This window comes from Mucilaginibacter ginsenosidivorax (assembly GCF_007971525.1).
In the GTDB taxonomy this organism is placed as follows: domain Bacteria; phylum Bacteroidota; class Bacteroidia; order Sphingobacteriales; family Sphingobacteriaceae; genus Mucilaginibacter; species Mucilaginibacter ginsenosidivorax.
Window position 1 is genome coordinate 311023 of sequence record NZ_CP042437.1, and the last position, 16332, is coordinate 327354.

A 16332-nucleotide genomic window follows, 5' to 3' on the forward strand; every position below is an offset into this window, starting at 1 on the left:
AAGCCGTTATCTTACGGTATTTTTACCCAGGCTCAACAGATGGGAACCGGCCGGTTAGTAGGAATGAGCAATTAACCATTGACTATTTTCTATCGAAATTTATTTTAATGGAAAGTTATGTAGCATCGACTGCGACTTACAATGTATTATTCTATTTCGGTCAAGTAAATTTGCCGTCTTTTAAGCGTTTGAGTAGCGCTTTATTCGCATTAAAATTTGTGGATGAAGATAAAAAGTTGGTGATTTATCACTACGAGAATAATGATGAATTAAGAAAAATCAAACCGGAAATTGAGAAATTATTTCCTAAAATAGATTTCCAGTTAAAGAAAATGACACAGTTAAGGAATTTGCCAGCCAAATTAGAACCCGACCATGACTAACGATTACAAATACCCAAGTGCCTACGAACTAAGAGAAGTATTTAGTTCAGTACTCGACCGACCATTTATCAACACTTTTGCGCAAGGCAGAGGCATATTTATAACAAATGCCAAAAGCGAAGAGATGGCGGCAGAACTAAGCAATTTTTTCTATGAAGAAGAGGACCTCGAGAATTTGAGAAATGAAGCATTCCAAAAGGATGATAATGCAACCTTATCAAGTTTTATCGTCAACTCTTCATATGAAGACTTCGATCTTAAAGTAATTTATGATAATATCGTACAAAGCGCATCCTTTGATAATAATTTGATATTGACCGCCTTAAGAAAGCCGGAAAAAGATGAAGATGTTTATGTGGGTGAAGTTGAATACAATAAGTCAAAAGTGGGTCGTATTCAATTTTTGTAAAACGAACAGGTAAATTTTGGTTTTGCCATGGAAAAAATCAAAGACGGAATGTGGAAGGTTGAAGTCGATTGTTCGCGTTCTAGTGATCTGACTCACGTACGGAGGTTATTTGAAGATTACATACGAGAGGATGACGCTGTTTTTGAAACTATTGATTATAAGGCCCTTACGAAAGATCAAAATGTGTCTTTTATTGACCAGCTTGGTCGAAAAGCACTTCCAGAGGATTGGCTTTTACAAACAGTTTCCCACGTTTTTATAAAGCATGAAAATAATCTTCAAAAGACCACGCTGGATGATGCTGACAAAGACAATGATGAAAAGGAAATTGAAGAACAAGATAAACTTTTTGATATTTCACAAGCGATATTAACTGGTAAGAATTTAAGAAACAATGAGTTCGTGGAAGATTTCGTAAAAAAAGGCTACCGTTTTACTGCCATGACTTACCAGTTTCACCAAAAAGGTACGCCTATGATTATTCATATAACGGCCGACTTCAAAGGAAGAAATCGCCAATTTGAAGTTAGTATTGATTACGTTGGCGAATGGGTGGGCTACGAAGGCATTGAACCAACGGAAGTCCCAATCACACGGGAGCACAAAGCGATGCGATCTAAGGTTTGGGCAAATGCCAAAGAAATATTAGACGGTTTTAAGAAAAAAACATAGGTATATGCAATATTTACCGGGTGCGGGCTGTATTGTAATTACATCCGTATATCCCTCGGTCGAATTTTGAAATATTACATAAAAAAGCTTTTTAATCAAAAAACTGACAAGGAAGATCCCCTTAAAAACGTATAATATAAAAGGTATATGTCGATTTATTTTTGTACTTGACAATCCAGCACTAAGTATGAAAGCAAGCCATGTTTTGGTATGACCAAAACGCTTGCCGGCCTGCTCGGGCCCCGATATACTTCACTTTGTTTACGCTATCAAAAGCAACAATACTCCAGCGTCCTTATTGGGAATGTTGATACTATTATTTGTAGGAATCATCGATTTTTTGGAGGATTGCGGATCGCATTTGATCCATAAACTTTGTAATTGACAATCGTTTTCGTCTGGTGATATCGATAAAATGCCGGTGGGGCCTGCCGATCTTTACTTCCAGGTTGAGCTCAAACCATCGTACGATTCCTGCAAGCGTGGCCGTTCCATTATTTATCTGACCGGTATAATATATTCCATAGATTAATTCAACCAGGTTAACCACATCGCCTGTCCATTTCAAACGTTCGCCTCCCTCCTGCCCGTCCTTATTAATATCCGCTACCTCACCGGGGGCTAACATTTGACGGATCAAATGTTTTTGAAGGCGTTCGAATGCCATGAACTTCGCAAAATGATATTCCATCGGAATGTGTTTTGCATAATAGCCGTTACCCTCAATAGTTGATGGCCCGATACTCCTGTTCAGAAAGAACCCGCTATCAAGTGTTGTAAATCCGTTCCTATAATATTCATATTCAAAACGGTAACGGGAGAAATAATGCTCAATCGCATCCATCTCTCTCCGGTAATAAGCGTTTACCGATTCGGGTAAATCAACCGGTTTATTTATCTCTATCATTAGCTTCTCTTCGTGAAAAATGAATACAGCATATAATGAAGGGCAAGTATTTTTATAGAATTCGATCCTTTCCCTATCAGATTCAAAGTGGTAATCATCTTTTAAAGCGTTCAACTGGACAATTGAATTGCGGGAAAGAATCATTAATTCCTCCAGGATTTGCCGTTGATTTGTAACATTTTCCGTCAGTTCCTCTACCTGATTAATAAAAGTGGCAGACAACTCTGCAACGATGTCATTAATATTTTCTTTCATGCCTGATTATTTAAATATATCCTGTTATTATAGGGAAGTGACGTATTAAATAGTTACATATCAATAATCTATTTCACATTATTTTTACTTTTAATCATATTTTATATTTAACTTTCACTTATTATCTGTTAACCCAAATCTAATTCTTATAAACTCCGGGCGGTTTGATTAGAATCAAATTCGTATGGAAAACATCAATTATTTTGAGGAAGGGGAACAACTGTTCCGGATACTGTCGTCAATATCGCCGCTTTCTGCACCTTTGCAAAAGCGTATGGGTGAATACATTACCCTAAAGACTTTCCCGAAGAAGCATTTATTGCTAAAGGAAGGTGAGATAGCGAAGCAAATCTTTTTCATTTGCAAGGGTTCTGCCCGGGCCTTCTACCATGATAAAGATGGGAAGGAACACACCACCTGGTTTATGACAGAAAATGACCTTATGATTTCGGTATATAGTTTTTATCGCCAGGCCCCGGCGCTGGAAAATATTGAATTGCTTGAAGACAGCGTGCTTTTGTGTATGCGATATGAAAAACTACAGGACATCTACCAGGAATTCCCGGAATACAACCTTCACGGACGGCTGTTTACGGAAAGATATTATATACAATCAGAAGAACGAGCAATTATACTCCGGACCAAAAAGCCCGCCGAGCGTTATCAACTTTTACTGGGTTCCTTTCCAGGAATACTGCAAAAAGCTTCACTTGGGCAAATTGCTTCCTTTTTAGGTATAGCTCTTGAAACTTTAAGCAGGATCAGGTCAGGAAGAAAGATATGAGATACTTAGTTTAACATAACTCCGATATTAACATAAAGGATCGTGAAGTAATCTCATGCCCAGATAATTTGCCTGGTTATATATTAGAGATTACTCTTTATCCGAAAATAGAAGATTTGCGAGGACCTATTATTGATAGGCATTATTTCCATTGACGATATTAGGTTTTAAGGGTAAATTTTTCGCCTTCCTCTAATTTAAAGTTAAATAAATCTATCATTTCAACGCCTAAGGCTGTCGCAATTGCCTCAATTGAACTAATAGTAGGATTTGTTTCCCCTCTTTCTATTCTACCAATTTGTCTAATATCAAAACCAGTAAGTTTCACTAAATCTTCCTGCGTAATCTTTTTATCCTTACGAATTTTAAAGATTCTCCCTCGAAGTTTATCAATCAAAACTTGATTTTTGTAATGCTTTTCCAATGAGAGCAATATGGCCCAAGATTATTTTAAAAATTAGGACATATATGGCCTATTTTTAAAAAATTATTTTTATATTTGACTTATAAGCAAAAATCGAAAAGAGATAATGTTCTTTTTATAATAAATTTGCGATACTTCAAGAAATTTGGAGCATTCGCTTAGAATCTCGTAACTGAAACCTAGGAAATTTCTACGACCACGAGATGATAGGTGCAATGCTCACGCCATTGGCGTGGGCTCACTTATTGTGGTCAGGGTTCTCCTAGGTACCCAGTTACAGTAAGTTGAGTTCCACGCCATATTTTTTTCCGTGGATCCAGCTTTTTTACCTATAATATCTATTGTAATTATGGAAGCTGTGAATAAATTAATACCGACACCTCAAATTATTAAAACCAGTGCTTTGCGCACCTATTTGAGTGCCTACTCTTTTGAAGGCATCATGGTTTTGATTCGTTTACTTCAATTCACCTTCCTTACAAATTTTAACAAAACCGCATTATCAATCCACCTGCTAACAATACGCGAACCTATATACTCCAACAAAATGCGGCTTAAAAACATTATCAAGAACCCCGAATGATTCCATAAGCGGCGGCCAACCAGTTAATAGTTAAACTTCCGGCCGCCGTTTGTTCCCTTGCAATCAATCCAATTTAATAGTACCTGCGAATTCAGCGGGGTGAATCTTTATTGCCTTTTTTATGGATGCCACCATCATTAACCTGACAGAATTTAAAGTTCAGACACCTGATCAAAAGCTAAAGACATTTTTTTCCTTATATAATGCAGAAGCTGTAAAAGAAGGACTTTTTGAGGCATTCCGGTGGTATTCACTGAACAAGGATACATCAATTAAGCACCCCGAAGCGCAGGAAAGGGAGCTGATCGCATTATTCGACCAGCTCATTTTCCTGGCGGAGGCCATTGAAGACCTGAGGATTGACGGAAAAGCGGGAGTGTGTTTTATCTGCGGCCGTACAGGGAAAGAACCTCTCAGCCGGCCCTAATTTATTATTTGAATAATGTTTACAATGAAGCGATTTTTAGGCTTCCTGGCCATGCTTTGCTTTTTTTTAGCGACTCATGCGCAGGAAAATACAGGTAAGCGAAATACCATTTTGAAGCCACTCAAAGTTGGAGACCAGGTTCCCGACCTGTTACTGGCAAGTATACTCAATAATGATGACCATGTAGTCCACATCCATGATTTTAAGGGCCAGCTCCTGATCATTGATTTTTGGGCAACTTCCTGCGGGGGATGTATCGAGGCCTTGCGCCGGATGGACTCGCTGGCCAGGCTATTTAACGGACGCCTGCAAATACTACCGGTAACCGCGGAAAAATCGGCGCGGATTAAAATCTTCCAAACGAAGAACGGCTATCTGAAGGGCTGGAAATTCCGGACCGTAACCGACGATACCGCCCTGCATGCCCTGTTCCCGCACCGGCTACTACCGCATGAAGTCTGGATTGACGGCGGCGGTAAGGTGCTTGGATTTACCGAGGCCACGGATGTTAATGCCATTACCATTAAACAGGTGCTTGCAGGCGGAGGGCTCGGTCCAAAAAGTAAAAAGGATGTGCTCGATTACAACAGGCACAAACCATTGCTGGTTGCTGGGAACGGCGGCAGCGACACGCTGTACCGTTACCGCTCGGTGATCACGGGTATGCTGCCTGGCCTACCATCGGCGATGGGCTTTAGTTATGATTCCGTCAAGCATCTCACCGTCGTGCGGGCAACAAACGTATCCATTAAACGGCTTTACGCGCTTGCCTATAAGGGGTTGACTAACCTGGCGGAGGATCAGATGGACCTTGGCAACAGGACAGGCCTGTATTGCTATGAACTTGACCTGCCCGGCACATCGCCGGGGCTTGTACGCAAGAGTATCCGTGAGGACCTGGACCGTTTTTTCGGCGTGCGGTCGGAGTTTAGCGGAAAGGCCTTCCGCCTTCTTCCCCCAAGCGATGGGAATGAGGAAGGGCCATTGACATTATAAATAACCATGAATTATTATTTAACAAGAAACAGATGACCTATCTATACAAAATATTGTGCGGGGCATGGCTATGTTGCTTATTGCAGGTTTGTGCCCATGCCCAGGGCATTTCGGGGCAGGTACAGGACCCGGGGGGACGGCCTATAGCCGATGTGTGGGTAAGCGTAAAATCGAAGCAGTTGCAGGCAACTACCGGCGCAGACGGGCGCTTTACCATCGCTGCCCAGGCGCATGATACCCTGACATTTACCAAAGCAGGGTACCTGCCCAAAACCGTGCTGATGCATGGCGAACACGAGTTTAAGATCACGATGCGGCTGGCACTTCAGCAGATGGATGAAATCAAAATCGTATCTAATGGCTACAAGTCGATACCGCTTGAAAATGCTACCGGCTCGTACGAACAGGTCGGCAAAGAATTGCTGAACCGGTCGCCCGGCACCAATGTACTGGCGCGGCTGGACGGGGTGAGCAGCATCCTCTTTGACAGGCGTACAGGCCACGAGGGGGAGCCGGGCATTCGCGGCAGGAGCACGCTTTTTGCGAATGCATCGCCGCTGGTTATCCTGGACAATTTCCCTTATGAAGGCGATTTGAATAACCTTAACCCCAATGACGTAGATGGCATTACCATTTTGAAAGACGCATCGGCGGCAGCGATCTGGGGCGTCAGGGCGAGCAATGGCGTTATCGTGATTACGACAAAAAAAGGCTTAAAGAATAAACCTTTAGCTATCGGATTTAACGCCAGCGTAACGGTGGCCGCCAAACCGGATGCTTTTTACCTGCCACAAATGTCACCGAGTGATTTTATCGGTGTGGAAAAGCAGTTATTTGCTCAGGGCTTTTATAACGACGACGAGCAATCGGTCACCCATACCAACCTCTCCCCGGCCGTTGAGGTGCTTATCGCGCAGCGTGACGGCCAAATAACAGCCGGGCAGGCGGACCAGCAGCTGGGGGTATTTGCCGGACATGATTTACGGAATGACCTGCAAAAATATTGGTACCACCAGGCTGTTAACCAGCAATACGCGCTGAACCTCAGCGGGGGAACGGAAAGGGTCACCTATTATTTCTCGGCCGGCTATGACCATAACCTGGACGCGCTACAGGGCAATTACCGGCGGCTTAACCTACGCTCGGACAATAATTTTACCCTGGGTACCAAGCTGAAACTTGATGCCGGTGTATATTTTACCGACAGCAAAACAATGGCCGGCCGTAACGATCCGTCGACGCTGGTCAGCGCCGACGGGAAACAACTGTATCCCTACGCGCGGCTTGCCGATGATCGTGGCAACGCGCTCCCGGTGGCATTAGATTACCGGCAGAGCTTTACCGATGCATCGAAAGCCAATGGTTTCCTGGACTGGAGCTATACGCCGTTAAGCGATTATCGAAATACGGATAACCATTCCGACCAGCTCAACCTGTTATTAAACACGGCACTACATTATACCATTGGGGGCGGGCTCGAGGCTGAGGTCCGCTACCAGCTGGAAGCGGCGCAAAATAATGGGACCCTCCTTTACGGCCAAGACAGCTATTATGCCCGGAATGTGGTCAACAGGTATACCCAGACCGCGGCTGATGGCAGTTTAACGCGGCCTGTGCCGGCGGGCGGCATCATGAACAGTTCGGACAGCAGGTTTCAATCGAATAATTTGCGTGTGCAGCTCAATTACCGGAAAGCATGGGAGCAGCATCAACTGACTGCCTTAGCCGGTTATGAATACCGGAATGACCAAACAACTACCCGCAATTTCAGGGATTATGGCTATAATGCTGATATCGGGCAGGGCATGCCTGTAGATTACACAACAAGTTTTGCCCTTGCGAACCAATCCTACCAGGGCGTCAGTACCATTCCCTATGGGAACAATTTCGGGTCATTCCGCAATTATAACCTTTCGTGGTATGGTAACCTTGCTTATGCCTACGGCAACCGGTATAGTGTGTCGGCCAGCGCACGCAGGGATGAATCCAACCTGTTTGGTGTTAATGCCAACCAAAAGGGCGTACCGCTATATTCGGCAGGTTTGGCCTGGACGGCGAGCAACGAGGCGTTTTACCACCTGACCTGGCTGCCCTACCTCAAAATAAGGCTTACCTATGGCTACAGCGGAAATGTGGACAATACCCTGTCGGCGGAAGCGGCCATACGTTATATCGGAACAAGTAACATTGGTCACCTGACCTATGCATCCGTCGCCAATCCCCCCAATCCCGACCTCGGATGGGAAAAGACGGGGATACTGAACGCAGCTGTGGATTTTACGGTGGCAGGAGGAATTTTATCGGGCTCGGTTGAAGCCTACAGTAAAAAAGGTCATGACCTTATCGGGTTCAGGCAGGCTGACCAGACGACCGGGGTGTTAAACCCGGCAACAAATTTATTCCAGTATAAGGGCAATGTTGCGGCCATGAAAGGTAAGGGTATAGAATTGAACCTGCATGCCCATATCCTGCGTCGTGTTTTTGGGTGGCAAACCGACCTGTTGTTTAACTATGCGCGGAATACGGTAACCAGTTATGACCAGACCAGTAACCTGGGCTATAATTATGTGGCAACCGGTATAACGGTTTCGCCGCTCGAAGGTAAACCCCTGTATTCAATTCTGACCTATAAATGGGCGGGCCTTGATCCCCAGACTGGCAACCCGAGGGGCTATATACACGGGGTGATCAGCAGCGACGCCGCCGCGATCATTGATAAGACTACCGTCGACGAGCTGCAATACAGCGGTCCGGCAGTTCCGCCGGCTTACGGCAACCTGCGTAATACGTTCAGCTACCGTGGCTGGTCGGTATCGGCCAACCTCTCCTACCGATTCGGTTATTACTGGACGCGCTATGGTATTGCCTATGACGCGCTGGCATTCTCCCGGTCCAACCAAAGCAATGATTACGCCAGCCGCTGGCAAAAGGCCGGGGATGAGCAGCATACCAACGTGCCCTCATTTACTTACCCGACAGACAGCTCGCGTGACCAGTTTTATAACCAGTCATCGGTTAACGTTGAAAAAGGCGACCATATCCGGTTGCAGGACGTCCGCCTTGCTTACGAACCCGGAGAAAAACAGTTACGGCGCTTTGCCATTAAACACCTGCAGGTGTACCTGTATGCGGCTAACCTCGGCATTATCTGGAAGGCGACCAAAACATCGCTGGACCCGGATTACCCTTACAGTATCAAACCTGCCCGAACTATAGCGATTGGTTTAAGTGGAAATTTTTAATATGAACAGATGAAAAGAAGGATTACCGATATGAAAAAGGGAGCAGTTGCCGGGCTTCGGACCGGCCTGCGAAACGGCTCCCGCGCAGCGTTGCTATACGCCCTACCAGGGCTGTTGCTGCTGCTATTTTCCTGTAAAAAACAGTTGGATATCAAACCGTCGTTAAGTTTGCAAGTACCTGTTACCACTGCAGATTTCCAGGCGATACTGGATAACAATAACGTACTTACACAGGTATGGCCATACGCAGGTACTGACGGGGCCGATGACGGATTTATTACGGATATTACCTGGGCCTCGGTTTCGGTGACCAACCGTAATGCTTATACCTGGGAGAAAGAAGTATTTAACGACTTACCGCGGAACGACTGGTCGCTGCCCTACACCGCGGTATTTTATGCCAACCTGGCACTGGACGGTTCGGCGAAATACGGCGACAACGGCGACACCTGGCGCAATGTGCGCGGGCAGGCCGCTTTTTATCGGGGCTATTCCTATTACCAGCTGGCCCAGGAATTTTGCAAGCCTTATGACCCGGCGACAGCAGCAACTGACGCGGGGTTGGTGTTGCGGGCGTCAGCCGATTTGAATATCAAATCAGTACGGTCGACCGTTTCGGCGACTTACCAGCAGATACTCCATGACCTGACCTTTGCGGCAGCAAACCTGCCTATAGATGTAGCGGCGAAAACCCGGCCGGGGAAGCAGGCAGCTTATGCCATGCTGGCCAGGACCTACCTGGTGACCGGTGATTATGAAAAGGCCAACACCTATGCAGATTCCAGCATACGTTTAAATGGTAAGCTGATGAATTATAACCTGCTGACCGCGGGAAGTTCCGCCTCATTTAAGCGATTTAACGACGAGGTAATTTTTCATACCGTACTGGCGTCTGCCCCTGTTTTGCTTTCGCCAAGATACCTGATCGATACGACGCTTTATAGTTCTTACGAGACCGGCGACCTCAGGAAGCCGTTATTTTTCAAAAAGGCAGCCACCAGGCCGTATTACAATTTTAACGGGAGCTATGACGGGACAACCGCCTTATTCAACGGGCCTGCAACGGACGAAATATACCTGATCAGGGCGGAGACGGCGGCAAGGCTCGGAAATCCGGCAGCAGCCCTGACCGACCTGAATTTACTGCGAAAAAACAGGTATTCGGCATCCTCTTATGTTCCGCTGACTTCGAACGATGCACGGCAGGTTTTAGGATGGGTTTTACAGGAAAGGAGAAAGGAGCTTGTGTTAAGGGGGCAGCGCTGGTCGGACCTGCGGCGACTGAACAAAGAACCCGCATACCAGAAGACATTGGTGAAAATCATTAACGGGACGCGCTATGAGCTGCCTCCGGGTGACAGCCGGTATACCTGGCCTATTCCTGCGTCGGTGGTGGCGGAAACCGGGATCCCACAAAATTAAAAAACGGGAGGCCCGATGGACCTCCCGCCGAGAGGAAGATAATCTAAAATTAGTTCTTTAAATCTTCCTGGTCGATAGCCGATAAATCGGGCTGATTGGTGTGCAAGGGATTGGCCGGTGCCAGGATAGCGCAACGATTGTTGCTACCAGAGCAGCCTGCGGGTTCGCCGGCCACCTGGGTGTACTTGGTGCCATCGCTGATCTGGGCCTGGGTGCCGTTGAACTGCCACCACACATCGGTGGTTTTGGCCGGTTTGTGCGCAGCATGGTGTGCGTTGGTGGCGAATGCGCCGCCGATCCCTAAAACGAAGGCAAGGGCGATCATGCTTCCTTTAATTGATTTCATGGTACTGACCGCTGTTTTTGCTAAAAAGCGGACGAAAAACTTTAATTGAGTAATGGTGCCTACTCTGTTCTGCGGGTTTTCGGCGTTCCCCCGTTTGGCATTATCAAGGTGAGGCCGGTGGTTTGGCAGCCTGGTTGTCGGTAAGGTGCAGGGCAATGGCGGTAATAGCGGCAAGGATAAAAGCCCAGTTAAATGCGAGGTGAACATTCCAGGACATGCGATTGAGTATGCCGCCGCAGGAACAAGGGACTTCGTCCCAGAAATGCAACAGGGCCAAAGAAATATATACAGTAAACACCGCAAGCAGGCAGGCAGATGAAATAAGGGCTATCAAACGCCAGCGGGGAATACAAAGCAGCAATGCCAGTGCTAGCTCCAGGGCGGGCAACAGGTATAGCAGCAAATCCGCAAACCAATGTGGAAATGGCTGAAGGTAAAGCTGCAGGCGAAACCTACCAATGTCAAGCAGCTTACTTGCGGCAGCATAGGTGAATAAGAGGATCAGTAAAAGTGGTACGGTGAATTTGATCAGTGCCTTCATAAAGAATCAGTTTGCTGAAACAAAGTAAGCGGGACTGAAAATGGTAAAACAGTGGTATATGGGTATATACCCTGGCAACAACGCATATGGACGAGAAAATCAAATACAAGTTTACCGGGAAGGTATTTTTAAGAACACCGTTCTATAGCCCGGATCAATATTCATTGGATAACCTGCCGGCTATTTTGAGCCGGCAGGATTTCAGGAACGCGATCTGGCTGGCGAGCCCGGCATTTTACAGGGCGCTTGAAAAACAAGAATTTGACTGGGAGCGGCTGAGTAAAAAAGAGCGCTTTTCCCTGTTCAAATATTTTAACCGGATGTGCTTTCGCGCCACGCCTTTCGGGGCCTTCGCAGCGTTTACCCTCGCTAACTGGGCTGATTGCCGTCAGGTGAGACTGGTGGAGGCGGGCAAGTCGGTACTTCACTTACTCCCTTCCCGGGAATTACTGGCGCATGTACCCAATGAACTTAAAAATGTGGGGGATTTCGAAGTCAGCCTTAACCCTACACTTTTACGGACCGGAGAATCACTCAGTTTTGTTCAGTCTAAAACTGATGAAAAGGGCAAATATCGTTTTACGCTGAACAGCATCGCAGCAGAAAGGCTCAACCTGATCCTTGCAAAACCTGCGGCCGGCAAGCCGCTTTACCGGTCCGATATCGTTAACCAGATCAGCCAGGTTACCAGCTGCAACCCCGATGAAGCCACGCAATATTTTAACTTTTTGCAAAATGAGCAATTCTACCTGACCGCACTTGACGGACAGTTAATCGAGCCGCAGCGGGGTCATGGCATATTGCCTGACGAACAATGGGCATCCCTGAAAAACATACGTTTATCGGAGGCACCACCGATCGCGCAGACCGGTGCAGCGCTGCAGGAATCTGCTATAGGGACGGGTGATTTCCGGGGACAGTTATTTTATGCGGGCTTAGAAAGGGCGGTGCAGGACGGCGGCGTAGATATCGCTTTACAATCAGAATTAACAGCCGCAATTGCGTTATTGAGCAAAATCATCATACCCTTTTCCACCCCTGCGATGAAAAATTTTTCGGCAGCCTTTAAAAACAGGTTTGAGGGGCAGAAAGTCAACCTGCTCCAGGCGCTCGACCCTGATTATGGTATAGGCTACGACAACCTTCCTGCGGGCACCAAGGCCGGCGGGCTTTTAGCCGGGGTAGCGTTTCCCGGGCGAGGTGAGCCGACCAAGCGCATTGACTGGACGCCGGTACATCAATTATTTCTAAAAACCTGGCAGCGGCGGCCGCCCTCTACCCCTTTCGCTCCGCTGACCATTCATGACGACGATGTTTCCGGGTTAGGTGATCTTGCGGGAAATTCGAAATTACCGCCGTCGATCTCTATGTTATTTACAAAATCTGCTGACAAGCTTGTTCTTGAAAATAACGGCGGGGCTACAGCGACGGCATTAACCGCCCGCTTTAACGTATTCAGCGAAGAAGCAAATAAGCTTTGCCAGGAAATAGCGAAAGCCGAGGCGATGGCAAACCCCGACGTCCTATTCGCGGAAATCCACCAGCTTTCTGACATCCATGTAGATAACATTAACCGGCGTAAACCAGTTTACGACCATATTATCCACATCAATACCTTTCCTGGTAATACCGGCCAGCAACAGATCAGGCTTGACGACCTGCAGGTTTCGATCCAGGGCGATGACATCCTGCTCGAATCGGTCAGCCTTCAAAAAAGAGTGATACCCCGGTTACCAACCGCGTATAATTTCAATCACAATGAACTGGCGATTTTCCGCTTTTTATGCGACCTGCAATACCAGGGACTGCAGGCCAACCTGACATTTAACCTGGAACAAATTTTCCCCGGGCTTGATTTTTACCCAAGGGTAGAATACCGGGGTATGGTCATCAGCCTGGCTAAATGGCGGCTTCAAAATCAAGATATTGCGGGCTTAATCACCGCACCATCCATCGGTAAACTGCACATTATGCGCCAACAACGGGGAATACCTGCCCTGGTATCGATGGGGATGAGCGACCAGAAACTGGTGTTTGATCTATCCTGTGATGCGGAAGCTTTGTTTTTTATGGATTGTCTTAAAGAACAACAAAACATTTTAATCACTGAATACCTGGCGCCAGACCGTTCGGTGACTGCCGGAAAAAACAGACTGGCCGGACAATTCGTTGCAGTGCTTACCAGAGCTGACCGCATTTATAACGGAATTGCCATTGAGAACAGTCCAAAGGGGAATGCATTGGACAGGTCATTCCCTCCCGGAAGCCAGTGGGTATACTTTAAAATCTACTGTAACGAAGAAACAGCTGATACGATATTGTTAAAACTTATTGGCAAACTCAACCAGGCAGCGAAAGCTAAAATAGCGCTGTGGTTCTTTATCCGGTATTATGATCCGGAAAGCCACATCCGCCTGCGAATCCGCACCGATATTTCAAATTATGGGGAAGTGGTCAAAATAATCTCGGGAATAATTGGCCATAAGTCCATTAAAGGTTTTGTGCGGGATGTGAAGCAGGACACCTACGTTCGTGAAGTCGAAAGGTATAGTGAATCTTTAATGGAAAATGTTGAACACTGTTTTCATACCGGCAGTGAACTTGCCGTGGACTGGATATTCCAAAAGATAAAGTCCGAAGCCCCCAATGGATTTGACATGGCTGTTTTCAGATTAGTCTATCAAATGGCCGCCAGGTTCACCAAGGGAAGCGCTTCCCTTTCCGAATTTTTCAAGCAAAGGGCAGAAAGCTTTATTGCAGAATTCGGAGACACCAGGAACTTCCGCCTGGACCTGGACCGAAAATACAGGATGGTTGCGAGGGAACTGGAGGCAGCACTTGAACACCTGGCGGCAGACAAAAAAACAAAGGACATGGCAGCAGAAACAGTTTTCCTGGAATCGGTCGAAAATCTCGCGAAAGGCTCAGCAGCATGGCCAGATGGGAAAAGGCTGAATTTATTGGCGGACCTGATCCATATGCAGGTAAACAGGCTATACCCTGGTCAGCAACGCAGGCATGAATTACTGATCTGTTTTTGCTTATCTAAATATTCCTCATCCCTGGTTTTGAGGGGTGTGGGGTGTTAATTATCTGAAAGGCGCTTACTAATGAGGAATTCAGGTGCAAGGCGTTTCATAAACGCGGCCTCGTAAGCTTTTCCTATTGGAATTGTCCGGTCATTATGCAGCCTGACCTGTGATTTTTCGATTGCGCTGACCTGCTTTAAATTAACGATGTACGAGCGGTGGACCTGGCAGAAACCGACCGGAGGTAATTCTGAGAGGATCTCTGCCAGTGTAAGGTAGGTTAATACCTTACCGGCAACCAGGTGAATTTCGATATAGTTGAGTGCCGCCACGATGTAAACAATTTCATCGGTAACGACTTTGATGTATTTTTCCTTGGCATCTCCTTTTACAAAAAAGGAAGCCCGTTCTTTGACAGCATTTTGTTTATCTTGCCGTACAGTAATTACTTTTTGGATAGCCTTGTAAAAACGGGCATATGATACCGGTTTTAATAAATAATCAATTGCCTTTAGTTCAAATGCTTCGACGCCAAATTCCCGGAAGGACGTGATGAATATGATACTCGTATCGCTGTTAACCAGCTCAGCAAGTTCTAACCCGGAAATGCCGGGCATATCTACATCTACCAGCAGCAGCATCGGGGCATTACCGCCGGACAGGTTTGATAAAACACCTGCAGGATCGGTCGTCGCGCCGACCAGCGTCAATTCGGAGGTCATTTGTACGTATTGTTTCAGTATATTGACCGCATGAGGCTCGTCATCAATTATAAAAGTGGTGATCGTCATAATGTTATATTTAGGTCAGCTTCGAAGAACCCGTTGACCTCCCTGGTTAAAAGCGTATAATCCTGTCCGTATGTAAAATCAAGGCGGATGCGGATGTTTTCCAGCCCGGTACTTCGTAACCTTGCGTAGGAGGTTTTGGGTTTTGATTTGTTACGGGTCAAGAATTTCAGTTTACCGGGCTGATTTAACATCAGTTTAATCGTTGCCGGATAATCCCGAAAATTCCCATGTTTAAAAACGTTTTCAACGAGCGTAATCAATACCATAGGTATCAATCTCTGGTTAGCTACTTCCCCCGAAACCGAAAAATCGACCTTGTTATTGTGCTCAAAACGGGCCTGGCTGATCCGGATTAAATTATGGACCTGTTCAACTTCATCGGCCAATAAGATTTTGCCATCCTTATCGGTTTCTTCTATCCCATAGCGCATAATATCAGCCAGCAGAATGACATTTTGGGCAGCTTCCGGCGAATTATTGTAAACCAGGCTATGGATAAAATTCAGGGAGTTGAAGAGCAGATGCGGATTGATTTGCTGTTTCAACAAGGCGTTTTGTGAACGGGCCAGGCTGGCTTCGAGGGTGAGGTTATCGCGCGCGGCCATTAATTGTTTGATTTCGGCATCCTTAGCCTTTCGTTCGAAGACGGAGATATTTGAAGCTGCCCAAAATAGCGTGGCCAAGCCGGCAAAAAACAGGTTCCTGTTGAAGTCGAGCGCAATGAATTGCGTGATTTCCGAAAACATCAACCCATGTCCATTGCTATATAAATGATCCAGCAGCAACTTAATCGCCAGGAATACCAGCGTTTCCAGGATAATAAGCAACAAAACCTTAAAAAACCTAGCCCTGGTCAAATGCTTTGTCCGGTTTAATATGATAATGTGCGTATAGAAAAGTAATACGTTTACCAAAAAATAGGAAAAATACCTCTCCAGATACAACTCTGAAATGGCAAAATAAACAGAAGATAGTTCATAAAAAATGTAAAAAATCCACCACATCAGGTGGTAGAAAACCACCCTGTACCTATAAAATTTAATAAAATCAACTTTCATTAAGAAGTTCATTTTTGGTGTAATTTTTCAGGGGATTGATGTAATAAAAATATGCCTCTTCTT

Annotated in this window: 15 protein-coding genes; 9 read left to right on the plus strand and 6 right to left on the minus strand. The window is 46.0% G+C overall.

Annotation, left to right across the window (positions count from 1 at the left end):
* Window positions 1-107 precede the first annotated feature (107 nt).
* The 3 genes from FSB76_RS01390 to FSB76_RS01400 are packed head-to-tail and all read left to right on the plus strand — an operon-like array spanning window position 108 to window position 1464.
* Window positions 108-383 (plus strand): hypothetical protein, encoded by a 276-nt coding sequence (locus FSB76_RS01390; protein WP_147051822.1) that lies wholly within the window; start codon window positions 108-110, stop codon window positions 381-383.
* Window positions 376-792, plus strand: a complete 417-nt coding sequence (locus tag FSB76_RS01395; RefSeq protein WP_147051823.1) for a hypothetical protein — start codon at window positions 376-378, stop codon at window positions 790-792. The genes FSB76_RS01390 and FSB76_RS01395 overlap by 8 nt, the downstream gene beginning before the upstream one ends.
* A gap of 27 nt (window positions 793-819) precedes the next feature.
* Window positions 820-1464, plus strand: coding sequence for a hypothetical protein (locus FSB76_RS01400; protein WP_147051824.1), 645 nt, complete (start codon window positions 820-822; stop codon window positions 1462-1464).
* 316 nt (window positions 1465-1780) lie between these two features.
* Here the strand turns inward: FSB76_RS01400 and FSB76_RS01405 are convergent, their stop codons facing one another.
* Complete coding sequence (locus tag FSB76_RS01405; protein WP_147051825.1) at window positions 1781-2626, minus strand: RteC domain-containing protein; 846 nt, start codon at window positions 2624-2626, stop codon at window positions 1781-1783.
* A gap of 184 nt (window positions 2627-2810) precedes the next feature.
* Between FSB76_RS01405 and FSB76_RS01410 the strand changes: the two genes are divergently transcribed.
* On the plus strand, window positions 2811-3410 hold the full coding sequence (locus tag FSB76_RS01410) for a Crp/Fnr family transcriptional regulator (protein WP_147051826.1): 600 nt from the start codon (window positions 2811-2813) through the stop codon (window positions 3408-3410).
* Between the two features lie 160 nt (window positions 3411-3570).
* On the opposite strand, the gene FSB76_RS01415 is transcribed toward FSB76_RS01410, so the two are convergent.
* On the minus strand, window positions 3571-3834 hold the full coding sequence (locus FSB76_RS01415) for a helix-turn-helix domain-containing protein (protein WP_147051827.1): 264 nt from the start codon (window positions 3832-3834) through the stop codon (window positions 3571-3573).
* Window positions 3835-4538: 704 nt separating this feature from the next.
* On the opposite strand from FSB76_RS01415, the gene FSB76_RS01420 reads away from it, so the two are divergent.
* From FSB76_RS01420 to FSB76_RS01435, 4 genes are read left to right on the plus strand one after another with little or no spacing between them, the layout of a single operon-like run.
* Window positions 4539-4844 (plus strand): hypothetical protein, encoded by a 306-nt coding sequence (locus FSB76_RS01420; protein ID WP_147051828.1) that lies wholly within the window; start codon window positions 4539-4541, stop codon window positions 4842-4844.
* Between the two features lie 24 nt (window positions 4845-4868).
* Window positions 4869-5840, plus strand: a complete 972-nt coding sequence (locus FSB76_RS01425) for a TlpA family protein disulfide reductase (RefSeq protein WP_158642803.1) — start codon at window positions 4869-4871, stop codon at window positions 5838-5840.
* A gap of 32 nt (window positions 5841-5872) precedes the next feature.
* Window positions 5873-9082 (plus strand): SusC/RagA family TonB-linked outer membrane protein, encoded by a 3210-nt coding sequence (locus FSB76_RS01430; RefSeq protein WP_147051830.1) that lies wholly within the window; start codon window positions 5873-5875, stop codon window positions 9080-9082.
* Window positions 9083-9091: 9 nt separating this feature from the next.
* Entirely contained in the window at window positions 9092-10504 is a 1413-nt protein-coding gene (locus FSB76_RS01435) for a RagB/SusD family nutrient uptake outer membrane protein (protein WP_147051831.1), read from the plus strand.
* A gap of 49 nt (window positions 10505-10553) precedes the next feature.
* Here the strand turns inward: FSB76_RS01435 and FSB76_RS01440 are convergent, their stop codons facing one another.
* Together FSB76_RS01440 and FSB76_RS01445 are read right to left on the minus strand one after the other, a co-directional pair.
* Window positions 10554-11006: a DUF6520 family protein gene (locus FSB76_RS01440; RefSeq protein ID WP_147051832.1), complete on the minus strand. Its 453-nt coding sequence runs from the start codon at window positions 11004-11006 to the stop codon at window positions 10554-10556.
* A complete protein-coding gene (locus FSB76_RS01445) occupies window positions 10954-11391 on the minus strand; it encodes a MauE/DoxX family redox-associated membrane protein (protein ID WP_147051833.1) in 438 nt (145 codons plus the stop codon). The genes FSB76_RS01440 and FSB76_RS01445 overlap by 53 nt, the downstream gene beginning before the upstream one ends.
* A gap of 86 nt (window positions 11392-11477) precedes the next feature.
* Between FSB76_RS01445 and FSB76_RS01450 the strand changes: the two genes are divergently transcribed.
* On the plus strand, window positions 11478-14480 hold the full coding sequence (locus FSB76_RS01450; RefSeq protein ID WP_147051834.1) for a lantibiotic dehydratase: 3003 nt from the start codon (window positions 11478-11480) through the stop codon (window positions 14478-14480).
* On the opposite strand, the gene FSB76_RS01455 is transcribed toward FSB76_RS01450, so the two are convergent.
* Window positions 14477-15211 (minus strand): LytR/AlgR family response regulator transcription factor, encoded by a 735-nt coding sequence (locus FSB76_RS01455; protein WP_147051835.1) that lies wholly within the window; start codon window positions 15209-15211, stop codon window positions 14477-14479. The two genes, FSB76_RS01450 and FSB76_RS01455, sit on opposite strands and share 4 nt — an antisense overlap.
* Window positions 15208-16068 (minus strand): sensor histidine kinase, encoded by an 861-nt coding sequence (locus FSB76_RS01460; protein ID WP_158642804.1) that lies wholly within the window; start codon window positions 16066-16068, stop codon window positions 15208-15210. Before FSB76_RS01460 ends, FSB76_RS01455 begins: the two co-directional genes overlap by 4 nt.
* Between the last annotated feature and the right edge of the window lie 264 nt (window positions 16069-16332).